We start from the raw sequence: 24332 nt of genomic DNA, 5'->3' as shown, positions 1-24332 counted from the left end.
GACTTCGGTCTGGCCGAGCTTTGTAGCTCCCTCGGTTTTCTCACCCCGTGTACGACTGCCACCTGAACCCGTGAGAAAGGTCCATGTGGTGGTTCTATTCAAGGAGCTGCTGTCATGAAAAAAATCGTACTTGATCCACCCTATGTATTAATCCAACCCCCCTTTGCGGCCGACTCGGCATTGACCCTGTTCCAGCATGCGGTAGCGAGCATGCGCGATGAAGAGGGGCAGGCGCATGAGTGATGCCGCTAATACCATCGTCACGGCAGGTGTAGAGACCTTCCTGGAAGCAGGAAACCCGACTGTGGACCTGCTACGCGTGCAACCGGGTATCCCGATCGACCATGCCTACGAGCATGTGTCGGTGTTGCTCGGCTATATCAAGCACCTTGTGCGCGAGGGGGATATGGAAGATGACCATAAGCTGTTGGGCGCTGCGGACTATCTGCTGGCCCTCGCCAAGGCGCTGATGAACGATATCGAGATTGCCAAGAACAAGGTGCATTGATTCGGCGGCCCTTTCGCGTGCAAGCCCGCCTCCACAAAGCGGGCCATTTGCCTAATCGAAAATTTGTTTATGCACAAGAGGCATTGCCGCCTTGCGCGAAAGGCATGCCGCTTCTCGATACCGCCGGTCTTTGCGCAAATACCTGTTTTTACTGGGCTTGAGGCCCATGCCGGAATAAGCCAATCGCTTGAAATAGCGCTTGGCTCCATCCACTCATCAAAAGCTTGTTCACAGAGTTATCCACAGGTTGTGCTGCGGCTAACGGTCACGTTCGGCCAGTAGCAGCAGGTTGCGTGGCGTGAGCGGGTAATCGCAGAAAGTGCCCAGGCGAACGAGGTAGCCCTGTTCTTCGAGGAACAGGGCGCGGTCGAGCACCAGCCATAGCTCCAGTGGGCGGCGGAACAGGTTGCGCAGGCGTTCGAGGTTGCGGACCTCGGCCAGGCGCTGCCAGCCGGCGGCCTCCAGCGCAGCCCAGTCCGGGTTGCCGCTCAGCTCGACCTGGCGCAGGTCGGCCAACTCACGGCAGTACTGCTCGAAAGGCTTGTCCAGCCAGGCGACAGGCAGGGAAGGGGTGGACAGGTATTCGTCGCATTGGCGCTGTTCACGCTGCAGCAGGTCGAAGCCCAGGCGGCGGGCCATGGAGCAATCGCGCTGATGGCGCACGCGGGCGCTGGCGGTGACGGCTTCGTTCAGCGGCAAGCCCAGGTCGATCAAGCTCAACTGCAGTGGCGAGTTCTGCGCGGCTGTGGATAACGGCTGATAGTGCTCGCCCGGGATGCGGTTGTAGCAGCATGGGGCCACGGCCAGGTGGCGGCAGCCTTGCTGGCTGGCCTGGCGCAGCAGGTGCACGTGCAGTTCGCCGCAGGCATGCAGGGCGACCACGCTTTTCTCGTGGTTCAGGTGCTGGGTGCTGCCGGCAGCCATTACGTCCTGCTGGACGTGGGTCGCGGGCAGGTGATGGTGATCGCTCAGGGCCTGGCCGGCGGCGACCAGCTCAGGGTTGTACTCCAGGCAGGTCAGCTGCTGGCCGGGTTGCAGCAGGCGGCGGCCGAGGTGGCCTTTGCCGGAGCACCAGTCGAGCCAGTGGCGAGTGTGTTCGCGAAAGCCCAGGCGGCGGCTGAAGGCTTCGATCTGCTGCCATTTGCGGCCGGGCACGGCGACGTCAAGGCGGTGGCCAGCGGCGGGCAGGCCGGTATCGGGGAGCTCGCCCAGGGCTGACAGTTGCCCGGCTTGTGCGGCCAGTTGCGGGAACGGGGCCGGCAGGCCGTGCGGGTTGATGTCGGCTTCGGCGTCGGCCAGTGAGCATTGGCGCAGGTGGGCGGCGAGTTCGGGGTATTTGCCTTCCCAGTCCAGGTGTAGGGCAGTGAAGGGGCGGGGTTTCCACAGCGGTTGGTGCTCGGTCAGGAACTGGTCGAGGGCCTGGAAGCGGTCGCTCAGGTGGTGGCTGTAGAGGTAGGTGGACATGGGTAGGGTTTGAGATGTGTGGTGTTTTTCAGGGCCCTATCGCGGGTAAACCCGCTCCTACAGGGGCGCGTATCCTGTAGGGGCGGGTTTACCGGCGAAGACGGCAGTGAAGGTTTAACGGCCCTGGCAGGCGTCCACGCGCAACCAGCGCTCCAGCAGCTTGAAGCCTTGCACCAGCACGAACGAGATTACCAGGTAGAACACCCCGGCAGCGAAGAAGATCTCCACCGGCAGGTAGGTCCGGGCAATGATGGTACGGGCCATGCCGGTCAGTTCCAGCAGGGTCACGGTACTGGCCAGGGCGCTGGCCTTGAGCATCAGGATCACTTCGTTGCTGTACGCCGGCAGGCCGATGCGCGAGGCGCGCGGCAGCATGATGTAGAACAGCGTCTTGCCCCGCGACATGCCCAGCGCCCGTGCCGCTTCGATCTCACCCTTGGGGATCGACTGCAGCGCACCGCGCAGGATCTCGGCAATGTAGGCGGCGGTGTGCAGGGTCATGGTCAGCACCGTGCACCAGAACGGATCGCGCAGGTACGGCCACAGCGAGCTGGAACGCACTGCGTCGAACTGCGCCAGGCCGTAGTAGACCAGGAACAGCTGCACCAGCAGTGGCGTGCCACGGAAGAAGAAGATGTAGCTGAACGGCACGGCGCGCACGTACCAGTGGCGCGAGGAGCGGGCGATGCCCAGCGGGATGGCCAGGATCAACCCGGCAACCACGGCGATGGCCACCAGCTCCAGGGTCAGGGTCGCGCCCTGGGCCAGGCGCGGCAGCCACTTGATGATGACTTCCCAATTCATTATTCAGCCCTCGCAAAGCCGCGAGCGGCGCGTTTTTCCATGAAGTGCATGCCGGTCATGGCGACGATGGTCAGGCTCAGGTAGATGCAGGCGGCGACCATGTAGAAGGTGAACGGCTCTTTGGTCACGGTCACGCCGATCTGCGCGTGGCGCATGATTTCTTCCAGGCCGATCACCGACACCAGCGCGGTGTCCTTCATCAGGATCATGAACAGGTTGCCCAAGCCAGGCAGGGCAATGCGCCACATCTGCGGCAGGATGATCCGCGACAGGATGCGGCCCTTGGACAAGCCCAGTGCCAGGCCGGCCTCACGGTGGCCTTTGGGGATTGCCAGGATCGCGCCGCGGAACACTTCAGTGGCGTAGGCGCCGAAGCACAGGCCCAAGGCGATGACACCCGCGGCAAAGGCGCTGAGCTCAAGGCCGGGCATGTTCAGGGCTTCGCCGAGGCTGCTCATCAGGCCGACGGTGCCGAAGTAGATCAGCAGGACCCAGAGCAGCTCGGGCACGCCGCGTACCAGGGTCGAGTAGAAACCGCCAAGCCACTGCAGTGGCTTGACCGAAGAAGTCTTGGCCAGGGCGCCGAGCAGGCCCAGCACCAGGCCTAGCAGCAGGGCGCAGAGCGCCAGTTTTACGGTCATCAGGGTGCCGGCCATCATGGCCGGACCGAATCCGTGCAGGTCGATATTCATGGGCAGGTCATTTTAGGGACTTGCGCGCCCCAGGGGCGCGCAGGTCGGGGCGGATCATTCGATGCTGAATGGGAAGTACTTGTCGTTGATCTTCTTGTACGTACCGTCAGCCTTGATTTCTGCCAGGGCCTTGTTCAGGTCGTCGCGCAGCTTGGAGTCACCCTTGCGCACGGCAATGCCAATCTTGTCGCTGTCCATCACCGGCTCGCCCTTGAACTCGTAATTCATGCCGTCCTTGCTTTTCAACCATTCGTACTGCACGTACTTGTCGGCCAGGATGCCGTCGATGCGGCCGGCAACCAGGTCAAGGTAGGCGTTTTCCTGAGTGTCGTAGAGCTTGACGTTGACGCCCGGGAAGTTGTCTTCGAGGTAGGTACCGGCCAGGGTCGCGCGCTGGGTGCCGATGGTCTTGCCCTCGAGCGAAGCCTTGTCGGTCTTGAAGTCGACATTTTTCGGCGCGATGAACTGCAGCTTGTTGGAATAGTACGGGTCGGTGAAGTCGACGGCCTGCTTGCGCTCGTCGGTGATCGACAGCGACGACACCAGGAAGTCGAACTTCTTGGCGTTCAGGGCCGGGATGATGCCGTCCCAGTCGGAGGTGACCACCGAGCACTCGACCTTCATCTTGGCGCACAGGGCGTCGCCGATGTCCTTGTCGAAGCCGACGACGTTACCGCTGGCATCCTTGTTGTTGAACGGTGGGTAGGCGGCTTCGATACCCATGCGCAGTTTTTCCGCGGCCATGGCGTTTGCCGACATCACCAGCGTGGCAGCAGCTGCCAGGAGGAACTTCTTGTAAGTGTGCATGTATTGCTCCGTTAGCGGTGGCTGGACATGAATTGCTTGCAACGCGCCGAGGTCGGGTTCTCGAAGACCTGCTGCGGCGATCCTTGCTCTTCAACCAGGCCCTGGTGCAGGAAGACCACTTCACTGGACACCTGGCGGGCAAAGTTCATCTCGTGCGTCACCAGCAGCATGGTACGGCCTTCTTCGGCCAGTGCGCGGATAACGTTAAGCACTTCCTGGACCATTTCCGGATCGAGCGCCGAGGTCGGCTCGTCGAACAGGATGACCTTGGGCTTCATGGCCAGGGTGCGGGCGATGGCAGCACGTTGCTGCTGGCCACCGGAAAGCTGGGCGGGGTAGCTGTGGCGCTTGTCGTAGATGCCGACCTTGTTCAGCAGCGCTTCGGCGGCTTCGATGGCCTCGGCCTTGCTCTGGCCGAGCACGCGGCGTGGTGCCTCGATGATGTTGTCGAGGATCGACATGTGTGGCCACAGGTTGAAGTTCTGGAAGACGAAGCCGATCTCGCTGCGCAGGCGGTTGATCTGGCGGTTGTCGGCGGCGATCAGGTCGCCGTTCTTGGCGGCCTTGAGCTTTAGGCTCTCGCCAGCAACGAGGATTTCGCCCTGGTGGGGGTTTTCCAGCAGGTTGATGCAGCGCAGCAAAGTGGACTTGCCGGAGCCGGACGACCCCAGGATGGAGATCACGTCACCGTCGCGCGCGGTCAGCGAAATGCCCTTGAGAATTTCCTGCTCGCCGTAGCGTTTGTGCAGATTGCGGATTTCCAGCGCGGGCGTGGCCTGGGCCATGTGCGGTCCTCATGTGATCGGGTGCGTTCCCAGCTGTTGGCGGCCTTCCTGGCGAGCGCCACGCTAGCATAGCGGCAATATGACGGCCAACAGGGTCGCAGGGGGCTCAAGGCGTTGCCGGGGCAGTTTGTCGCATCGTTGCAGTGCAACGTCGCGCCGATGTCCGCAAAGGGTCTCGCCCAGCTCCATAGCCTTGATGAAAAAAGGCGCGATGGTGCCAGTTTTGGCCGGCACTGGGAAGCTGTTTTAGACCATTCGCGGGTCTGGCCCGCGGCTGTGGGTGCGACTTAGGCCTGTTGATCCGGGGGTGGAGGGTTGTACCCTTGGGTTGCACTTTTGTGGCTTGCGCTGGTGCAAAGGTGTTACCGGGGAGCACCTTTGGTGCGTTTGTAAGTGGGTATTTCAGTAATCCGGAAGTGGCAGGGGGATTTGGCGACCTTTCGGTCAAGGGTTGGCCGAATGGCCTGCAACCCGCGCCGTTTGAAGGTTGGGCTATCCATCTGACGAATGTACTTGGCACATGGCGCGCTTATTGCCAGTAGGAATCCGCCGATTGCAGCGACGCCTAGGTCAACCCCAGGTGCGCTCTGTTCCCGCAGTCGGAGTGGTCCACTCCTTACAAAGGTAGTTTTAATGAGCGGTAACAATTCCAATGACCTCGCTCAGGGGCTCAAACAACGGCATGTCACCATGCTGTCCATTGCTGGCGTCATCGGCGCCGGTCTGTTCGTGGGTTCCGGCCATGCCATCGCAGCTGCCGGCCCGGCCGTGCTGCTGGCCTACGCCGCCGCTGGTACCTTGGTCGTACTGGTGATGCGCATGCTTGGCGAAATGGCGATCGCCTCGCCGGATACGGGCTCGTTCTCTACTTATGCCGACCGCGCCATTGGCCGCTGGGCCGGTTTCACCATTGGCTGGTTGTACTGGTGGTTCTGGGTGCTGGTGATTCCGCTGGAAGCCAACGCCGCTGCGGCCATTCTCCACGCCTGGTTCCCGTCCGTGGACCTGTGGGCCTTCTCCCTCCTTATTACCCTGGCGCTGACCCTGACCAACCTGTGCAGCGTCAAGAACTACGGTGAGTTCGAGTTCTGGTTCGCCCTGCTCAAGGTGCTGGCGATCATCGGCTTCATCGTTGTCGGTTGCATCGCCATGTTCGGCTTTGTGCCTAGCAGCCAGGTGAGCGGCGCTGCGCACCTGTTCGATACCCAGGGCTTCATGCCTAACGGCTTGGGTGCGGTGCTGGCGGCCATGCTGACCACCATGTTCTCGTTCATGGGTACCGAAATCGTCACCATTGCGGCTGCCGAATCGAAAGACCCGGGCAAGCAGATCAGCCGTGCTACCAACTCGGTGATCTGGCGGATCTGCCTGTTCTACCTGGTGTCGATCTTCCTGGTCGTGGCCCTGGTGCCGTGGAACGACCCGGCCCTGGCCGAAGTCGGTTCCTACCAGACCGTGCTGAGCCGCATCGGCGTGCCGAACGCCAAGCTGATCGTCGACATCGTGGTACTGGTTGCCGTGACCAGCTGCCTGAACTCGGCGCTGTACACCTCGTCGCGCATGCTGTTCTCGCTGAGCAAGCGTGGCGACGCCCCGGCCATCGCCCAGCGCACCACCAAGGCGGCTACCCCGCATGTGGCTGTGCTGCTGTCGACCGCTGCCGCGTTCCTCTGCGTGTTCGCCAACTACGTGGCTCCGGCCCAGGTGTTCGAGTTCCTGCTGGCCAGCTCCGGCGCCATCGCGCTGCTGGTGTACCTGGTGATTGCCGTGTCGCAGCTGCGCATGCGCAGCCAGCGTGAAGCGCGTGGCGAGAAAATCGACTTCAAGATGTGGCTGTTCCCGGGCCTGACCTGGGCGACCATCGCCTTCATCGTCGCCGTGCTGGCAGTGATGGCGCTGCGTGAGGATCACCGTGCCGAGATCATCGCGACTGCGCTGCTGAGCATTGGTGTGGTGGCGGCGGGCTTGCTGGTGCACCGCAAGCGTGAAGCTGCCGGGCGGGTGGCGCTGGATAACTGATCCGCGCTGCTTGAAATGAAAAGGCCGCGTCCTGCACAGGACGCGGCCTTTTTTGTTGCCTGTGCGGGCCTGTCAGCCGAACTGCTTCTGCTGTTGCTGCTGCTTGGCCACCAGCTCGGAAGCGGCGATATAGGCTTCCTGGAACTCATCGCTCTCCAACCAGGCCATGGTGGTGTCCTCGTCGGCGCCGTCGAGCCAGGTGCGGTAGGCGTTGAACACCAGCACGATGTAGTCGGTGGCGTGTTCTTCCTTGTGGCCCTTGAGTACCAGGGCCAGCAGCGGGTCGACCAGGAATACCGAGATCATCGCCACCAGGCCGGTTTCCTGGGCGGCCTTCATCTTGTCGAACAGCTCTTTGTAGCTGTCGGTCTCCATGGCCTTGTTGAACACCTGCTCGATGCTCGCACTGTCACCGGCGCTGGCCTTGACCGCCTGGCCGCTGCGCACCATGCGGTTCTGCTTGGCTTTGCTGGCGGCGCGTTTGGCGCGTTTCTGTTGCTTGGTTGGGGTGGCCATGGGGTGAATCCTTGGGGTGTTCGGAAATTGCGCGTATTGAAGCGCAGCAGCCCGGGCGATTCAACTGGCGAGCGGTGTCGGCTCGTCCTCCTCGAACCCGCGCGATGCACGGCCGACCAGTAGTTCATCCGGCGCATGCGCCACGCGGTGGTCCTTGCCCGGGTAATCCAGCGAATGCAGGAAATGCCGGATGCAGTTGATCCGCGCGCGCTTCTTGTCATCTGACTTGATCACCGTCCATGGCGCATCGGCAGTATCGGTATGGAAGAACATCGCCTCCTTGGCTGCTGTGTAGTCCTCCCACTTGTCCAGCGACTTGATGTCGATGGGCGACAGCTTCCAGTGCTTGAGCGGGTCGTCCCGGCGCGAGATGAAGCGGCGCAGTTGCTCTTCACGGTTCACCGAGAACCAGTACTTGAACAGCAGGATGCCGCTGTTGCACAGCATCCGCTCCAGGTCCGGTGCCTGGCGCATGAATTCCAGGTACTGCAGCGGCGAGCAGAACTCCATCACCTTCTCGACCCCGGCGCGGTTGTACCAGGAGCGGTCGAAGAAGACCATTTCACCCGCCGTGGGCAGGTGCTGGATGTAACGCTGGAAATACCACTGCCCCAGCTCCTGCTGGGAAGGCTTCTCCAGCGCGACGATCCGTGCGCCCCGTGGGTTCAGGTGCTCCATGAAGCGCTTGATGGTGCCACCTTTGCCTGCCGCGTCACGCCCCTCGAACAGGATCACCACGCGCTGGCCGGTTTCCTTGACCCAGCTTTGTACCTTCAGCAGCTCGATCTGCAGCGCATGCTTGGCCTTTTCGTAATCCTGGCGGCGCAGGCGGGTGCGGTACGGGTAGCTGGCTGGCAGGCGCGCCGAGGTGCTGTCTTCATTACTGCCTTTCGGAGCACTGGCCACTTCAAGCGCGGCCGGGGCCTGGCTGACCTGGGTGATGGTGGGCTCGGGTTTGCGCTGGCGAGGGCGGCGCGTGCGAGGTGCGGCAGGGGCGGGGGAAGAGGATTCGCCGGGGGCGGGGAGCAGGAGGGTGGCTTCTTCGCTCATGGAGGTCCTTGCGAGGTTGGGTCGAATGTCCACCTGCAATTTTGAGACTGGGCGATAGAGGGCTTGTTGATACCGGTCAACGGCAGAGAGGGGGCAGGGCAGTAAATCCAAGACAACAAAAAACCCGCACTAGGCGGGTTTCTTGTTGTCGCTTCGGGTAACTTTGCAACCACCAGAAGCTTGAAGGTGGTGCCCAGAGACGGAGTCGAACCGCCGACACGAGGATTTTCAATCCTCTGCTCTACCGACTGAGCTATCTGGGCGACGAGGTGAATTAAATAGATTTTCTGACGGCCCGTCAACGACTTTTTGAAAAAATTTTAAATTAATTCCGTCGCTTACGATTCGTGGGGTCATTCAGAGGGTGGAACGTAGCCTTCCGCCTGGGCGTATTCCTCGCCAGCGAAAAACTTGTCCATCTCGCCCTGGAGGAACTTGCGGTCCTCGCCGTTCATCATGTTCAGGCGCTTTTCGTTGATCAGCATGGTCTGGTGTTTCTTCCAGTCTTCCCAGGCTTTCTCCGAGATGTGGTCGAAGATGTCCTGGCCCTTGGCGCCAGGGTAGGGCGGACGAGCCAGGCCTGGGAGTTCTTCTTTGTACTTGCGGCACATCACGGTGCGGGTCATCGGGCTTCTCCTGCAATCAGTTCGTCGGCCGCGCGTTTGAGCAGCTTCTTGACCGGGGCGGCGAGGCCCAGGCGCGGCGGGGTGGCGAGGTTATACCAGAGCCAGTCGGCCTCGGCCACGTGCTGGCCGACCGGGTCGACACGTACCAGCCAGGGCTCGATCGCCAGCTGGAAGTGGCTGAAGGTATGGGTCAGGCCGTCCAGTGCGCGGCTTTCGGCCAGGCGCAGGCCATGCTGGTAGGCGAGGTCGTCGAGCTGGGCGATGTCGTCCAGCTCCGGCAGGCTCCACAAGCCGCCCCACAGGCCGCTGGATGGGCGGCGGTAAAGCAGGATGGCGCCTTCGTGGTTGGCCAGCAGCGGCATCAGCGTGCGCCGTTGTGGCAGTGCCTTACGTGGCTTGGGCTCGGGGTAGCGGGTTTCTTCGCCGTGCAAGTGCGCTTCGCAGCCGCGCTGCAACGGGCAGATCAGGCAGCTGGGCTTGCTGCGCGTACACAGCGTCGCGCCCATGTCCATCATCGCCTGGGTGTAGTGGTTGGCGCGCTGCTGCGGAGTAAAGCGCTCGGCCGTGGCCCACAGCTGGTTTGCCACCTTCGGCTCGCCGGGGTAGCCGGCCTGGGCGGTGTAGCGGGCCAGCACGCGCTTGACGTTGCCATCGAGAATCGGTGCACGGATGCCCATGCTGATGCTGGCGATGGCACCAGCCGTGGAGCGGCCAATGCCGGGCAGCTCGGTGAGCTGCTCGACGCTGCGCGGGAATTCGCCACCATGCTGCTCGACGACGATCTTCGCCGCCTTCTGCAGGTTGCGTGCGCGGGTGTAGTAGCCAAGGCCAGTCCACAGGTGCAGCACTTCGTCCTCCGGCGCTGCAGCCAGGGCCTGCACGGTTGGCAGGGCCTGCATGAAGCGGTCGAAGTAGTTGAGCACGGTGCTGACCTGGGTCTGCTGCAGCATGATTTCCGACACCCACACGCGGTATGGGTTGATGCCCTGTTGCCAGGGCAGGTCGTGGCGACCGTGCTGGTCGTACCAGTCCAGCACGGCGCTGGAGAACTGCGTGGGGGTCATCGCTTGAACAGCCCCTTGAGCGCGTCTTTCAGTTCTGGGTTCACTTTGTCTCCGAGCTTTTCATCGATCTTGTCTTGCAGGCGGTTGCCAGCCAGTTTGGCCGCGACCTTGCCCAGGCCGTCCTGGTCCAGGCGGCAGGCCTTGGCACCGAGCTCCAGCGGGCCACGGCAGCGCAGCGGCACTTCAACGCCCACGAAGCGTTCGTTGACCTGGCAGGCCGGGTCGGGCATGGCGCGCTGGTCACCTTCGACGATCACGCCGATGTTGTAGTCCATGCCCAGCACACGCAGGTCGAGGTCGCCATGGCCGTTGACGGTCAGGCCCGGGATTCGTGCCTTGAGGTCCGGGTTGCTGGCCACGCCGTTACGAATCACCAGGCTGCCGCGCAGTTCTTCGAACGGGGTGTCCTTGCCGCGTGGCTCGCCGCTCAGTGCCTTGCGGTTGAGGGTGGCGATGGCCTGGCAGAGTTGCTGTTCGAGGTTGGCGTTGACCAGCACGCCATCGTTGATGGTGAAGTTTGCGCTGCCATTGAGGGTATCGACCAGTGCCTTCTGGCTGTTGCCGGTGGCGGTCAGATCACTGGTCAGGGTCAGCAGGCCTTTGACAGGAGGCGTCTGCTCCTTGCCTTCAGCCTTGATGAAGTGCTCGACCGGCACCCGATTGATTTTGCTGTTGATACCGAGCTGTGGCACGGCCGGGCGCACGTCGACATTGCCTTTGGCTTCGAAGGTGCCGTTGTAGAGGCCGCCACGCAGGGTCTGCAAGGTCAGCAGCCCACCCTGGCCGGTCGCCTGCAGCTGAGCGTCGCTGATCGGCAGCTTGTCCAGGGTCAGCGAGCCAAAGGCCAGGTCAGCCTGCAGGTCGAGTGCGCGCAGGCGGTCCACCGGCAGCAGCTTGTCGTCGCTCCAGGCCACCTGGGTCGGGGCGTTTGGCAGCGGTGAGCTGCCGGCACCGGCCACCGCAGTGGCTTCCTGCTGCTGGACCTCGGCCTGGCGTGCGACAGTGGCACCCTTGGCCTCTTCGCTTTTGGCCGGCATGTAGCGATCGGCGTCGAACTTGTCGCCTTTGAGCTGCAGGCGCAGGGCCTGCTTGGCGAAGTCCTCGATGGCTACGCGGCCAGTGAAGGTGGTGTCGTCCAGCTTCACGGCCAGGTCGGCCAGGGTCAGGCTGGTCGGCGTGCCTTGCAGGCGCGTGACCAGCTCCAGCTTGCCGAAGGCTGCCGGGTCGTTGGTGGCCGGCAGCGGGTGGCCGATGCCGTCAAGGAAGGTGCGCAGGTTGAACTGGGCAATAGACAGGCCGCCGCTCAGTTGCGGTGCCTTGTCCAGGTCACGCAGGTTCAGCTCACCGAGGGCGCGCAGCTGGTTGGCCGAAACTTTCAGGCCGCTCCACGAGGCCACGTTGGCGCCCATGTCGACCAGCAACTGGCCTTGGGCGCCGAAGGTGACGGTCTTGCCAGCGGTAGGTTCGCCTGAGGTTTCGCCGGTCAGGCGCAGGTCTTCGAAGTTGTAGCGCTTGAGCTTGCGATCGAAGCGCAGCTCGCCGGCAAGCTCGGTGCGGGCCTTGATCGCCGGCTGGCTGGCGCTGAGGAAGGCGCTGGCCTTGAGGGCGATATTGCTGCCCTCGTGGACCGGGCCGGTGCTCAGCTGGATGCTTTCGGCGCTGTAGCTCTGGCCGCTCTTGGCATCGTTGTAGTAAACCCGGGCGTTGTTCACGGTCAGGCTGTCGATGTCGAGCTTCACCGCGCGCTCACTGCTGCTTTCAGCAGGTTTCGCGGGTTGTTCGGCAGCTGGCTGGGCTGGCGCATTGGCAGTGCCGTCGGTTGCCGCCGGCAGCGGCTTGCCGATGTCTTCCCAGTTGCCGTGGCCGTTTTCGTCACGCGCCAGGGTCAGGTTGAGGCCTTCGACGCGCACATCGCTCATTTGCACTTCGCGGCGCAGCAATGGCAGCACGCGCACGGAGAGGCCGAGCATCTGCAGGTCAGCGAATGGTTCCTTGGGTTGGGTCAGGGTGGCGATGCTGGCTTCGTGCAACTCCAGGCCCAGCCAGGGGAACAGGCTCCAGCCGATGTCGCCATTGAGGGTCAGCTCGACATGGGCCTTGTCGCGCGCCAACTGGCGGATCTCGTCTTTGTAGTCGTTGGGATCGAAGAGGTGGGTCAGGGCGAAGCCCAGCGCCACGATGATCAGCAGCAACCCGAGAAGCCCCAGTCCCAGGATTTTGCCGAACGCTTTCATGGGCGAGTCCTTGTAGTCCGTAGTGTGAATTCCGAACGGCTGAGTATAGCGCCGCAGGGGTGGGCCCTGCGTATTCGACTAGCGATGCAGGGTATTTCCGATGTTTGCGGGATTCGACAGCGGTGGGTTTGTCAGTTCCTTCGCCGCTGGATTCTTTGAAATACCGATTCAGCCACGCAGAAAATAACGATATCAGATTGCTTTCATGTCATCTGCGAACTGGTACCCTTGTGCCGCTTTGCGGAGCGGCCGCGACCCATTGTCGCGGGCCGTTACCTACGGAAAAGGCCAGTTCGCCCTGCGTGCGAGAACAAGAGCCCGGGATGCCATCCGCCAGCACCGTCTACCTACAAAAGGATTGAATCCATGAGCAGTACCATCACGGCAGGGGGGCTGGCCAGCGCGCCGAGCTTCCTGTCGAAGGAGCGCATCATCGCCCGCCCGGGCTTCAACCGCTGGCTGGTCCCGCCAGCCGCCCTGGCCATCCACCTGTGTATCGGCATGGCCTACGGCTTTTCGGTGTTCTGGCTGCCACTGTCGCAAGCCATCGGCATCACCGCGCCTGTTGCCTGTTCGGCAGACATGGGCTTCATCGCCCGTATGTTCAGCGCCGAATGCGACTGGCCGATCTCGATGCTGAGCTGGATCTACACCCTGTTCTTCGTCTTCCTCGGCTGCTCGGCAGCGGTGCTGGGCGGCTGGCTGGAACATGCCGGCCCGCGCAAGGCCGGCCTGGTATCGGCATTGTGCTGGTGCGGCGGCATGCTGATCTCGGCGATCGGCGTGAAGACCCACCAGCTGTGGCTGATGTGGCTGGGGTCCGGAGTGATTGGCGGTATCGGCCTGGGCCTGGGCTACATCTCGCCAGTCTCGACGCTGATCAAGTGGTTCCCGGACAAACGCGGCATGGCCACCGGCATGGCGATCATGGGCTTCGGTGGAGGCGCGATGGTTGGCGCACCGCTGGCCACCGCGCTGATGGGCCATTTTGGCAACGAGCATGAAGTGGGCGTATGGCAGAGCTTCGTCGCCATGGCCGCAATCTACTTCGTGTTCATGACGGCCGGCGCCCTGGCTTACCGCGTGCCGCCGACCGGCTGGAAGCCAGAAGGCTGGACCGCACCGGCGAAAAAAGCCGGCAATGGCATGGTCACCGACCGCCATGTGCACGTCAGCGTCGCCTGGAAAACCCCGCAGTTCGCCCTGGTGTGGCTGGTGCTGTGCCTGAACGTTTCCGCCGGTATCGGCATCCTCGGCATGGCGTCGCCCCTGCTGCAGGAAGTGTTCGCCGGCAAGTTGCTGGGCAACGAGCTGAGCTTCAGCGAGCTGAACCCCGCGCAGTTGGCGCAGATTGCTGCCATCGCCGCTGGCTTCACCGGCTTGCTGAGCCTGTTCAACATCGGTGGCCGCTTCTTCTGGGCGTCGTTCTCCGACTACATCGGCCGCAAGAACACCTACTTCGCCTTCTTCGCCCTGGGCGTCGGCCTCTACAGCCTGGTGCCGAACATGGGCCACCTGGGCAACGTGGCGCTGTTCGTGGCGGCGTTCTGCATCATCCTGTCGATGTACGGCGGTGGCTTCTCCACCGTGCCGGCCTACCTGGCCGACCTGTTCGGTACGCAGATGGTCGGTGCCATTCATGGCCGGCTGCTGACCGCCTGGGCTGCAGCTGGCGTGCTGGGCCCGGTGCTGATCACCTACCTGCGCGAGTACCAACTGGCGGCGGGGGTAGAGCGTGCAGCGGCCTACGACATGACCCTGTACATCCTCGCCGGCCTGCTGGTGCTGGGCTTTATCTGCAACATGCTGATCCGCCCGGTGGCCGACAAGTACTTCATGACCGATGCCGAACTGGCTGCCGAGCGTGCGCTGAGCCACGACAAAGGCGCTGACGGTGCGCGTTCGCTTGAATGGCACGCCGCGCCGGGCAGCCTGCCGCTGGTGCTGCTGGCCTGGGCTGTGGTGGTCGTGCCGCTGGCCTGGGGGGTGTGGATCACCCTGCAGAAGACCGCTGTCCTGTTCCAGTGATGTAGCCGTCTGGGGGTTGCCTGGCAGCCCCCATGACGCGGTTGTATAGACCTGTAGGGCTGTCCGCCCCCGCAATTCCTTGCTTTGCCATATGTCATCCGCGTTTCAAGCGGGCGCGTTCTGGGCCTATAATGAAACCCTTTTCGCCCAATGATTTTGCGGAGCTGGTGATGGTCGAACGTAAGGCTTCCGTCGAGCGCAATACCCTGGAAACCCAGGTCAAGTGCTCGATCAACCTCGATGGCAGTGGCAAGGCCCGATTCGATATCGGTGTGCCTTTCCTTGAACACATGCTGGACCAGATTGCCCGTCATGGGCTGATCGATCTGGATATCGAGTGCAAGGGTGACCTGCATATCGACGATCACCATACCGTCGAAGACGTCGGTATCACCCTGGGCATGGCATTCGCCCAGGCCATCGGCGACAAGAAAGGCATCTTCCGCTACGGCCATGCCTACGTGCCGCTGGACGAAGCGCTGTCGCGCGTGGTCATCGACTTCTCTGGCCGCCCAGGCCTGCAGATGCATGTGCCCTACACCCGCGCCACTGTGGGCGGCTTCGATGTCGACCTGTTCCAGGAGTTCTTCCAGGGCTTCGTCAACCACGCCCTGGTGACCCTGCACATCGACAACCTGCGTGGCCACAACACCCACCACCAGATCGAAACCGTGTTCAAGGCTTTCGGCCGCGCCCTGCGCATGGCCGTTACCCTCGACGAGCGCATGGCTGGGCAGATGCCGTCCACCAAAGGGTGCCTGTAAATGCAGACGGTAGCCGTAATCGACTATGGCATGGGCAACCTGCACTCGGTGGCCAAGGCGCTTGAGCACGTCGGCGCCGGCAAGGTGCTGGTCACCAGCGACGCCGCGGTAATCCGCGAGGCTGACCGCGTGGTGTTCCCCGGCGTGGGTGCGATTCGTGACTGCATGGCTGAAATCCGCCGCCTGGGCTTCGACAGCCTGGTGCGTGAAGTGAGCCAGGACCGCCCATTCCTCGGTATCTGCGTCGGCATGCAGGCGCTGCTCGACCATAGCGAAGAGAACGACGGTGTCGACTGCATCGGCCTGTTCCCTGGCCAGGTACGCTTCTTCGGCAAAGACCTGAAAGAAGACGGCGAGCACCTGAAGGTGCCGCACATGGGCTGGAACGAAGTCAGCCAGACCATCGACCACCCGCTGTGGCACGACATTTCCGACCGTGCGCGGTTCTACTTCGTGCACAGCTACTACATCAATGCCGGCAAACCGGGCCAGGTGGTCGGCCGTGGCCACTATGGCGTCGACTTCGCCGCCGCGCTGGCCGATGGCTCGCGCTTTGCCGTGCAGTTCCACCCGGAGAAGAGCCATACCCATGGCCTGCAGTTGCTGCAGAACTTCGTCGCCTGGGACGGGCGCTGGTAAATGAGCCGTTCGAAGACCAAGGCCCCGGTCATCACCCTGGCCCCCGAAGAGGAACGCGAAGCGCTCGACACGCTCAAGCGCTTTCTCGAAGACCGCTTCGAGTTGCAGCTCGGGTCGTTCGAGGTGGCCGAGGTCCTCGAGCTGTTCAGCAAAGAAATTGCACCCCATTACTACAACAGGGCGATTGCCGATGTTCAGCTGCACCTCAAGGAGCGGTTCGAGAGCATCGAAAGCGATCTGTGGGCACTCGAAAAGCCCTGAACCCCCAAGAACAGACAGGTTCCCAAGATGCTGATTATCCCCGCTATCGATCTGAAGGACGGTGCCTGCGTGCGCCTGCGCCAGGGCCGCATGGAAGACTCCACGGTATTTTCCGACGACCCGGTGAGCATGGCTGCCAAGTGGGTCGAAGGTGGCTGCCGCCGCCTGCACCTGGTCGACCTCAACGGCGCCTTCGAAGGCCAGCCGGTCAACGGTGAAGTGGTCACCGCCATCGCCAAGCGCTACCCGAACCTGCCGATCCAGATCGGCGGCGGCATCCGCTCGCTGGAAACCATCGAGCACTACGTCAAGGCTGGCGTCAGCTACGTGATCATCGGCACCAAGGCGGTCAAGCAGCCTGAGTTCGTGGCCGAAGCGTGCAAGGCCTTCCCGGGCAAGGTCATCGTTGGCCTGGACGCAAAAGACGGCTTCGTCGCCACCGACGGCTGGGCGGAAGTGAGCTCGGTGCAGGTCATCGACCTGGCCAAGCGTTTCGAGGCCGATGGCGTCTCGGCGATCGTCTACACCGACATCGCCAAGGACGGCATGATGCAGGGCTGCAACGTGCCGTTCACCAAGGCCCTGGCCGAAGCGACGCGCATCCCGGTGATCGCCTCGGGCGGCATCCACAACCTGGGTGACATCAAGGCCCTGCTGGACGCCAAGGCCCCGGGCATCATCGGCGCCATCACCGGCCGTGCCATCTACGAAGGCACCCTCGATGTCGCCGAGGCCCAGGCCTTCTGCGACAACTACCAAGGCTGAGGACTGAACCATGGCACTGGCCAAGCGCATCATCCCTTGCCTGGACGTGGACAACGGCCGGGTGGTCAAGGGCGTCAAGTTCGAGAACATCCGTGATGCCGGCGACCCGGTGGAAATCGCCCGTCGCTACAACGAGCAGGGGGCCGACGAAATCACCTTCCTCGACATCACTGCCAGCGTCGATGGCCGCGACACCACCCTGCATACCGTCGAGCGCATGGCCAGCCAGGTGTTCATCCCGCTGACCGTGGGCGGTGGCGTGCGTACCGTGCAGGACATCCGCAACCTGCTCAACGCCGGTGCCGACAAGGTTTCGATCAACACTGCCGCGGTGTTCAACCCGGAGTTCGTCGGTGAGGCGGCGGACCGTTTCGGTTCGCAGTGCATCGTCGTTGCCATCGACGCCAAGAAGGTGTCCGGGCCGGGCGAAGCGCCGCGTTGGGAGATCTTCACCCACGGCGGGCGCAAGCCGACCGGGCTGGATGCCGTTGAATGGGCGAAGAAGATGGAAGGTCTGGGGGCTGGCGAGATCCTGCTGACCAGCATGGACCAGGACGGCATGAAGAATGGTTTCGACCTGGGGGTAACCCGTGCCATCAGCGATGCGCTGGGGATTCCGGTGATCGCTTCGGGTGGTGTGGGTAACCTGCAACACCTGGCCGACGGTATTCTGGAAGGGCATGCCAGCGCGGTGCTGGCGGCCAGTATCTTCCACTTTGGCGAGTACACGGTGCCGGAGGCCAAGGCCTACATGGCTTCGCGCGGTATCGTCGTTCGCTGAGAGCGTGATTGGGGCCGCAAGGCGGCCCCAATTTGCATCACCCGTGAGTCTTGCCAAGCAAGGCGTGGTAAAGCTCGGTATCCCCAAGAATCCCCACCACCTTGTCATTCTCCTGCAGCACCAGCTTGTTGCCGGTCTGATAACGAATCTGCAGCGCCTCACGCATACCGATATCGGCATGCACCAAGGTCGGCTTGCGCCCCAGCCCTTCCACGGCCTGCCCCGGCGCCCAATTCTGCATGTCCAGCCCGTTCTGCCCCTGGCGTGCACGCTTGATCGAATTGCCTTCGCCCAGGTCCAGCCACGAATCGCCACCCGGGTCCAGGCACACCGAGCCGTTGACCCGCTTGCAGTTGTCCAGGCTGCGCATCAGGCTGCGGCCGCACAAGACGTTCAACGGGTTGGTGTGGGCGACGAAGGTACGCACGTACTCGTCGGCCGGGTTCAGCACGATTTCTTCCGGCTTGCTGTACTGGATGATCCGCCCGTCTTTCATGATGGCGATGCGGCTGCCCAGCTTCAGTGCCTCGTCGAGGTCGTGGCTGACGAACACGATGGTCTTGCTCAGCTTGGCCTGCAGGCCCAGCAATTCGTCTTGCAGGCCCTGGCGGATCAGCGGGTCGAGGGCCGAGAACGGTTCGTCCATCAGCAGGATGTCGGCATCCATCGCCAGCGCCCGGGCCAGGCCCACACGCTGCTGCATGCCGCCGGAGAGTTCGTCCGGCTTTTTATTGCGCCACTGGGTCAGGCCGACCAGTTCGAGCTTGTCGTCGACCAGCTTGCGCCGTTCCTTTTCCGGGCGGCCCTGCATTTCCAGGCCGAAGCTGATGTTCTCGCGCACCGTCAGCCACGGCATCAGGGCGAACTTCTGGAACACCATGGCGATGCGCTTGGTGCGCATCATCTTCAGCTCTGCCGGGGTGCAATGGGCGATGTCGATGTTTTTGCCTTCATGCTCGACGAACAGCTTGCCGCGGCTGACGGTGTTGAGGCCGTTGATGCAGCGCAACAGGCTCGACTTGCCCGACCCGGACAGGCCCATCAGCACGCAGATCTCGCCTTTCTTGATATCGAGGTTGGCCTTTTCCACACCGACCACCAGGCCAGTCTGCTTGAGGATCTGCTCGCGGGTCTGGCCCTTGTCCAGCAACGCCAGCGCTTCGCGCGGCTTGTTGGAGAAAATGACGTCGACGTCTTCGAATCGAATGATGCTCATGCCTCACCCCTTACCGGCAGTTCCGGTTGCTTGCAGATACGGTCGAGCATGATCGCCAGCAGCACGATCGCCAGGCCCGCTTCGAAGCCCAGGGAGATATCGGCGGTGTTCAGTGCGTTGACCACAGGTTTGCCCAGGCCATCTGCGCCCACCAGGGCGGCAATCACCACCATCGACAGCGACAGCATGATGCACTGGGTGACGCCGGCGGCGATGCTCGGCATCGCATGCGGCAGTTCGATACGGGTAAGTAGCTGGCGGCGCGAACAGCCAAAGGCCTTGCCGGCGTCCATCAGCTCCTGTGGCACGTCGCAGATGCCAAGGTAGGTCAGGCGGATTGGCGCGGCGATGGCGAACACCACGGTCGAGATCAGCCCCGGCACCACGCCCAGGCCGAACAGGGTCAGGGTCGGGATCAGGTAGACGAAGGTTGGCACGGTCTGCATCAAGTCGAGCACCGGGCGCATGGCGGTGTAGAACATCGGCTTGTGCGCGGCGACGATGCCCAGCGGCACGCCGATGGCCACGCAGACCACGGTGGCGAAGGTCACCTGGGCCAGGGTTTCCATGGTTTCCTGCCAGTACCCCAGGTTGAGGATCAGCAGGAAGGACAGGGCGACGAATGCGGTAAGCGCCCACTTGCGCTGGATGAAATGCGCCAGGGCGGCGAACAGGGCAATGAGTACGAACGGGTTGAAGAAGGTAAGGGTACTGGTGACGCCATGGATCATGAACTCCAGGCCTCGGGCAATGGCGTCGAAATAGTCCGCGCCATTCTGGGTCAGCCATTCGACGAACGACGCGATGTACTGACCCAAGGGTATTTTCTGATCGATAAGCATGATAGCGAGCTTCCACCTGCGAAGATTGAAATCAGTCCGGGGCGGGCACGGTCCCGCCCCGAGGTAGCGCTACGACGTATTGCGTTATTGAGCGAGCTTCGCCTTGGCCGCCTCAAGGCCGGGTTTGCCGTCCACGGTGGTGACACCCGCCAGCCAGGTGTCCAGCTTGCCGGGGTTGTCTTTCAGCCACTTCTTGGCGGCCGCCTCGGGCTTCATCTTGTCGTCCAGGACGTAGCCCATCATGGTGCTTTCATCCTTGAGTTCGAACTGCAGATTCTTCAGCAGCTGGCCGACGTTGCTGCATTCCTGCACATAGCCCTTGCGGGTGTTGGTCAGCACGGTGGCCTTGCCGAACTCGGGGCCGAAGTACTCATCCCCGCCGGTCAGGTACTGCATCTTGAAGCGGGTGTTCATCGGGTGCGGTTCCCAGCCCAGGAACACCACCGCCTCGCCACGCTTCTGCGCGCGGTCGACCTGCGACAGCATGCCGGCCTCGCTCGACTGCACGATCTTGAAGCCGGCGTCCTTCAGGCCGAAGGCGTTCTTGTCGATCATGCTCTGGATGGTGCGGTTGCCGTCGTTACCGGGCTCGATGCCGTAGATCTTGCCGTCCAGTTCCTTCTTGAACTTGGGAATGTCGCTGAAATCCTTCAGCCCCTTGTCATACAGCGCCTGGGGTACGGCCAAGGTGTACTTGGCGTTTTCCAGGTTGGCGCGCACGGTCTCGACAGTGCCGGCATCGCGGTACTGCTTGATGTCGTTCTCCATGGTCGGCATCCAGTTGCCGAGAAACACGTCCAGGTCCTTGCCGGTGGCCAGCGACTTGTAGGTCACCGGTACCGAGATCATGGTGGTGTGGGTCTTGTAACCCAGTGCTTCGAGCACAACGCTGGTGGTCGCCGTGGTGACAGTGATGTCGGTCCAGCCGACATCGGAGAAGCGTACCGTCTGGCACTGTTCGGGCTCGGCGGCCTGGGCCAGCAGAGGTGCGGACAGCATCGCAACCAGCAACAGCGAGGGTGAACCTTTCATGGATGGACTCCTGTGATTTTGTCTTCGGGTTCGCATGGGTCGCCGGGCGTTCTCAGGGCCCGGTCGACCAGGCCTGCAGAGGGCAGGTTGCGTGGCCGTGCTTTACGAGTCGCTTTCGATAATCCTCCAGCGCCGGGCAATCGCCTACTGGTGGGGTCGTAACCAGTACGGAACGGGTCGCATCCAGTACGGGCGATGTCGTTTATGAGTTTTTCCACCCCTGCCGCCGCATTTTTGCGTCACAAGGCCGCTCGAAAGCGGCGCGCAGTTGGCCGAAAAGGCTGCGGCGCTGCTGGACAAAAGTACGTCGGTTGCAGACGGCGAGGGGGTAGGCAAAAGCCCGATGATGCGTGCATTCGTGGCGGCTCGCAGCTTCAGCCTAGCAGTTGCCCCGCCCTGCGCATGGCGCGCAGAGACAAGCCCAGCAAGAGGTGATTCGACAATGGCCATCAGCGTGTTCGACCTGTTCAAGATCGGTGTCGGGCCCTCCAGCTCCCACACCGTCGGCCCCATGCGTGCTGGCGCCCTGTTCGTCCAGGGCCTGCGTGAGCGCGGCGAGCTGGAACGGGTGCAAAGGATCGAAGTGCGGCTGTACGGCTCGCTGTCGGCCACAGGCATCGGCCATGGCACCGACAACGCCACCATCATGGGCCTGATGGGTGAATGGCCGGACGCCATCGACCCGACCCAGATCGTCCCGCGCATCGCCGACCTGCGTGAAACCAACACGCTGAAGCTGGATAACCGCCTGCCCATCGAATTCGTCTGGGCCCGCGACATGCTGCTGCTGGACGAGAACCTGCCGTACCACCCCAACGCCATGACCCTGATCGCCGAAGGCGCCCAGGGCGAGCTGCACCGCGACACCTACTACTCGGTCGGGGGCGGCTTCGTGGTCGACGCTGCCCAGGCTGCCAGCGGCGTGCTGGACGCCGACCAGACGGTGCTGCCGTACGATTTCAACAGCGCCGCCGAACTGCTGCGCCTGTGCAAGCAAAACGACCTCAGCGTGTCGCAATTGATGATGGCCAACGAGAAGGTCTGGCGCAGCGAGGAAGAAATCCGCGCCGGCCTGCACAAGCTCTGGGAAGCCATGCAGGAGTGCGTCAACAACGGCCTGAAATACGAAGGCACGTTGCCCGGCGGGCTCAATGTGCGGCGTCGCGCCGCCAAGCTGCACCGCAGCCTGCAGGAAATCGGCAAGCCCAATGTGATCGGCTCGACCATGAGCGCCATGGAGTGGGTCAACCTGTTCGCCCTGGCGGTCAATGAAGAGAACGCGGCCGGTGGGCGCATGGTCACTGCACCCACCAACGGCGCGGCCGGCATCATCCCGGCGGTGCTGCACTACTACATGCGCTTCAGCGATGCGGTGACCGACTCCAGCGTGGTCGACTACTTCCTCGCGGCGGCGGCGGTGGGCATCCTGTGCAAGAAGAACGCGTCGATTTCCGGTGCCGAGGTCGGCTGCCAGGGTGAAGTCGGCTCGGCCTGCGCCATGGCGGCTGCGGGCCTTGCCGAAGTGCTGGGGGCGACTCCGCCGCAGGTGGAGAACGCTGCCGAGATCGCCCTGGAACACAACCTTGGCCTGACCTGCGACCCGGTCGGCGGCTTGGTGCAGGTGCCGTGCATCGAGCGCAACGCGATTGCCGCAGTGAAGGCGATCAATGCCGTGCAGATGTCGCTGCGCGGTGATGGCGAGCACTTTATCTCCCTCGACCAGGTGATTCGCACCATGCGCGACACCGGTGCCGACATGCACGACAAATATAAAGAGACCTCGCGCGGTGGCCTTGCGGTCAGCGCCATTGAATGCTGAGTGTTTGAGCCAGCCTCAAGGGCCTTATCGCGGATGAATCCGCTCTTGCAGGGGATGCATGCCCCCGTAGGAGCGGATTCATCCGCGATGGGGCCCTTGAATGTTTAAGGTGCGCCACGCCCTGTTTCGGTGCATGGGCTAGGCTCACCGATCGTCGGATGTCGCTATCAGCGCGAGCATTGTCGGTGACACTTAAGAGTGTCGTTTCTGGGCAACCTGCGCTGCGCGTGTCACCAAATTGCTCAGTCGTTACACGCAAGGCGCTAGCACGGCGGTTTGCGAAGACTTGCCAACTTGATCGAAGTGCCTGATTTGCCGAATGAAGGCGTCGTTTTCAGGTTTTTTCGGATGGCCGTTCAATTTCAGGCACGGCCTTTGCGTTGAGTTTGGCACCAAGCCCCTGCACACAAAACCGGGGCCATAACAAGAAATCAGTGCCCGCCTGAGGCACCCCCTGCATTTGTGTGAGGAGAAATCGCGATGACGTCGTACACCTCCGGGAACCCAACCCAGAACCGCACAGCACCCCAGTCCATCGGGTTTCTCCTTTTGGACAATTTCACCCTGATTTCCCTGGCATCGGCCGTGGAGCCGCTGCGCATGGCCAACCAGCTGTCCGGCCGCGAGTTGTACCGCTGGCACACGCTGACTGTCGATGGTGGGCAGGTGTGGGCCAGCGATGGCTTGCAGATCACCCCGGACGCGGCCATGCACAATGCGCCGCCGATCGATACCGTGATCGTCTGCGGTGGCGTGGGTATCCAGCGCACCGTCACCCGTGAGCACGTCACCTGGCTGCAGGCCCAGGCCCGCCAGTCGCGCCGCCTTGGCGCGGTGTGCACCGGCAGCTGGGCGCTGGCCTGTGCCGGCTTGCTCGATGGCTTCGACTGTAGCGTGCACTGGGAGTGCCTGGCAGCGATGCAGGAGGCCTTCCCACGGGTCAACATGAGCACCCGCCTGTTCACCCTCGACCGCAACCGCTTCACCAGCTCTGGCGGTACCGCGCCGTTGGACATGATGCTGCACCTGATCAGCCGCGATCACGGTCGTGAGCTGTCGGCGGCGATCTCCGAGATGTTCGTCTACGAGCGTATCCGCAACGAGCAGGACCACCAGCGCGTGCCGCTCAAGCACATGCTCGGCACCAACCAGCCGAAGCTGCAGGAGATCGTCGCGCTGATGGAGGCCAACCTCGAAGAGCCGATCGACCTCGACGAACTGGCGGTGTATGTGTCGGTATCGCGTCGTCAGCTCGAACGGTTGTTCCAGAAGTACCTGCATTGTTCGCCGTCGCGCTACTACCTGAAGCTGCGCCTGATCCGTGCGCGGCAGTTGCTCAAGCAGACGCCGATGTCGATCATCGAAGTGGCCTCGGTGTGCGGCTTCGTATCGACGCCGCACTTCTCCAAGTGCTACCGCGAGTACTTCGGCATTCCGCCGCGTGACGAGCGCGTCGGTTCCAACACCGCGCAACAGGTGGCGATGATGCCGATCCCGCAAGCCATGACCCTGTCGCCGCACAGCGGGCCGATGGCGGCCTTGAGCCAGGCTCGCAACGAGTCGACCTTTGCCAGTGTAAGGCTCTGAAACGGAGCCGGCCTCTTCGCGGGTAAACC

The 24332-nt window shown here is 62.8% G+C and carries 24 protein-coding genes and 1 tRNA gene; 11 read left to right on the top strand and 14 right to left on the bottom strand.

The genetic code is table 11. The features are described 5' to 3' along the window. The first annotated feature begins 114 nt into the window (after positions 1-114). Together ABE528_RS23065 and ABE528_RS23060 are read left to right on the top strand one after the other, a co-directional pair. The gene (locus ABE528_RS23065) at positions 115-243 is read left to right on the top strand and encodes a hypothetical protein (protein ID WP_346654148.1); all 129 of its coding nucleotides are present in this window, start codon (positions 115-117) and stop codon (positions 241-243) included. Further along, positions 236-508, top strand: a complete 273-nt coding sequence (locus tag ABE528_RS23060) for a DUF3077 domain-containing protein (protein WP_346654147.1) — start codon at positions 236-238, stop codon at positions 506-508. Before ABE528_RS23065 ends, ABE528_RS23060 begins: the two co-directional genes overlap by 8 nt. A gap of 258 nt (positions 509-766) precedes the next feature. Here ABE528_RS23060 and ABE528_RS23055 read toward each other — a convergent pair whose 3' ends face one another. From ABE528_RS23055 to ABE528_RS23035, 5 genes are all read right to left on the bottom strand, one after another. After that, complete coding sequence (locus ABE528_RS23055; RefSeq protein WP_346654146.1) at positions 767-1972, bottom strand: methyltransferase; 1206 nt, start codon at positions 1970-1972, stop codon at positions 767-769. A 114-nt stretch (positions 1973-2086) separates the two neighbouring features. Continuing rightward, positions 2087-2776 (bottom strand): ABC transporter permease, encoded by a 690-nt coding sequence (locus tag ABE528_RS23050; RefSeq protein WP_054886716.1) that lies wholly within the window; start codon positions 2774-2776, stop codon positions 2087-2089. Next, positions 2776-3468, bottom strand: coding sequence for an ABC transporter permease (locus ABE528_RS23045; protein ID WP_152956864.1), 693 nt, complete (start codon positions 3466-3468; stop codon positions 2776-2778). The genes ABE528_RS23050 and ABE528_RS23045 overlap by 1 nt, the downstream gene beginning before the upstream one ends. A gap of 54 nt (positions 3469-3522) precedes the next feature. Then, complete coding sequence (locus ABE528_RS23040) at positions 3523-4275, bottom strand: ABC transporter substrate-binding protein (RefSeq protein ID WP_346654145.1); 753 nt, start codon at positions 4273-4275, stop codon at positions 3523-3525. Positions 4276-4286: 11 nt separating this feature from the next. Continuing rightward, positions 4287-5060: an ABC transporter ATP-binding protein gene (locus ABE528_RS23035; protein WP_085677911.1), complete on the bottom strand. Its 774-nt coding sequence runs from the start codon at positions 5058-5060 to the stop codon at positions 4287-4289. A gap of 633 nt (positions 5061-5693) precedes the next feature. Here ABE528_RS23035 and gabP point away from each other — a divergent pair. After that, positions 5694-7079: a GABA permease gene (gabP, locus tag ABE528_RS23030; RefSeq protein WP_152956866.1), complete on the top strand. Its 1386-nt coding sequence runs from the start codon at positions 5694-5696 to the stop codon at positions 7077-7079. A 72-nt stretch (positions 7080-7151) separates the two neighbouring features. On the opposite strand, the gene ABE528_RS23025 is transcribed toward gabP, so the two are convergent. The 6 genes from ABE528_RS23025 to ABE528_RS23000 all read right to left on the bottom strand — a co-directional run bounded on the left by ABE528_RS23025 (position 7152) and on the right by ABE528_RS23000 (position 12569). Beyond that, positions 7152-7595, bottom strand: coding sequence for a hypothetical protein (locus ABE528_RS23025; protein WP_110639159.1), 444 nt, complete (start codon positions 7593-7595; stop codon positions 7152-7154). A 60-nt stretch (positions 7596-7655) separates the two neighbouring features. After that, positions 7656-8645: a polyphosphate kinase 2 gene (gene ppk2, locus ABE528_RS23020; protein ID WP_152956867.1), complete on the bottom strand. Its 990-nt coding sequence runs from the start codon at positions 8643-8645 to the stop codon at positions 7656-7658. 187 nt (positions 8646-8832) lie between these two features. Beyond that, a tRNA-Phe gene (locus ABE528_RS23015) sits at positions 8833-8908 on the bottom strand. A gap of 90 nt (positions 8909-8998) precedes the next feature. Next, positions 8999-9271 carry an oxidative damage protection protein gene (locus tag ABE528_RS23010; protein WP_027917574.1) on the bottom strand — a complete coding sequence of 91 codons (273 nt, stop codon included), beginning with the start codon at positions 9269-9271 and terminating at the stop codon, positions 8999-9001. Beyond that, on the bottom strand, positions 9268-10335 hold the full coding sequence (mutY, locus tag ABE528_RS23005) for an A/G-specific adenine glycosylase (protein ID WP_346654144.1): 1068 nt from the start codon (positions 10333-10335) through the stop codon (positions 9268-9270). The genes ABE528_RS23010 and mutY overlap by 4 nt, the downstream gene beginning before the upstream one ends. Then, positions 10332-12569, bottom strand: coding sequence for an AsmA family protein (locus ABE528_RS23000; protein WP_346654143.1), 2238 nt, complete (start codon positions 12567-12569; stop codon positions 10332-10334). The genes mutY and ABE528_RS23000 overlap by 4 nt, the downstream gene beginning before the upstream one ends. Positions 12570-12935: 366 nt before the next feature. Between ABE528_RS23000 and ABE528_RS22995 the strand changes: the two genes are divergently transcribed. The 6 genes from ABE528_RS22995 (at position 12936) to hisF (ending at position 17807) form a co-directional block, all read left to right on the top strand. Beyond that, on the top strand, positions 12936-14597 hold the full coding sequence (locus tag ABE528_RS22995) for an OFA family MFS transporter (protein ID WP_346654142.1): 1662 nt from the start codon (positions 12936-12938) through the stop codon (positions 14595-14597). Positions 14598-14767: 170 nt separating this feature from the next. Next, complete coding sequence (hisB, locus tag ABE528_RS22990) at positions 14768-15361, top strand: imidazoleglycerol-phosphate dehydratase HisB (protein WP_027917570.1); 594 nt, start codon at positions 14768-14770, stop codon at positions 15359-15361. Next, the gene (gene hisH / locus ABE528_RS22985) at positions 15362-16000 is read left to right on the top strand and encodes an imidazole glycerol phosphate synthase subunit HisH (RefSeq protein ID WP_060512243.1); all 639 of its coding nucleotides are present in this window, start codon (positions 15362-15364) and stop codon (positions 15998-16000) included. It abuts the gene before it with no gap. Continuing rightward, the gene (locus tag ABE528_RS22980) at positions 16001-16261 is read left to right on the top strand and encodes a DUF2164 domain-containing protein (protein WP_060512242.1); all 261 of its coding nucleotides are present in this window, start codon (positions 16001-16003) and stop codon (positions 16259-16261) included. Between the two features lie 27 nt (positions 16262-16288). After that, complete coding sequence (gene hisA / locus ABE528_RS22975; RefSeq protein ID WP_003255731.1) at positions 16289-17026, top strand: 1-(5-phosphoribosyl)-5-[(5-phosphoribosylamino)methylideneamino]imidazole-4-carboxamide isomerase; 738 nt, start codon at positions 16289-16291, stop codon at positions 17024-17026. Positions 17027-17036: 10 nt separating this feature from the next. Continuing rightward, a complete protein-coding gene (gene hisF / locus ABE528_RS22970) occupies positions 17037-17807 on the top strand; it encodes an imidazole glycerol phosphate synthase subunit HisF (RefSeq protein WP_011536177.1) in 771 nt (256 codons plus the stop codon). A gap of 37 nt (positions 17808-17844) precedes the next feature. On the opposite strand, the gene choV is transcribed toward hisF, so the two are convergent. The 3 genes from choV to ABE528_RS22955 form a co-directional block, all read right to left on the bottom strand. Then, on the bottom strand, positions 17845-19023 hold the full coding sequence (gene choV, locus ABE528_RS22965) for a choline ABC transporter ATP-binding protein (protein WP_152956871.1): 1179 nt from the start codon (positions 19021-19023) through the stop codon (positions 17845-17847). Next, a complete protein-coding gene (gene choW, locus ABE528_RS22960; protein WP_346654173.1) occupies positions 19020-19868 on the bottom strand; it encodes a choline ABC transporter permease subunit in 849 nt (282 codons plus the stop codon). The genes choV and choW overlap by 4 nt, the downstream gene beginning before the upstream one ends. An 81-nt stretch (positions 19869-19949) precedes the next feature. Beyond that, positions 19950-20897, bottom strand: a complete 948-nt coding sequence (locus ABE528_RS22955) for a choline ABC transporter substrate-binding protein (RefSeq protein WP_152956873.1) — start codon at positions 20895-20897, stop codon at positions 19950-19952. Between the two features lie 442 nt (positions 20898-21339). Between ABE528_RS22955 and ABE528_RS22950 the strand changes: the two genes are divergently transcribed. Together ABE528_RS22950 and ABE528_RS22945 are read left to right on the top strand one after the other, a co-directional pair. After that, on the top strand, positions 21340-22716 hold the full coding sequence (locus ABE528_RS22950; protein WP_152956874.1) for an L-serine ammonia-lyase: 1377 nt from the start codon (positions 21340-21342) through the stop codon (positions 22714-22716). A gap of 480 nt (positions 22717-23196) precedes the next feature. Further along, on the top strand, positions 23197-24303 hold the full coding sequence (locus tag ABE528_RS22945) for a GlxA family transcriptional regulator (protein ID WP_060512237.1): 1107 nt from the start codon (positions 23197-23199) through the stop codon (positions 24301-24303). Positions 24304-24332: the final 29 nt, after the last annotated feature.

Source organism: Pseudomonas sp. TWI628 (assembly GCF_039673865.1).
GTDB lineage: Bacteria > Pseudomonadota > Gammaproteobacteria > Pseudomonadales > Pseudomonadaceae > Aquipseudomonas.
The sequence above is the reverse complement of the archived record's forward strand: the minus strand, read 5'-3'. Positions and strand labels throughout refer to the sequence as shown.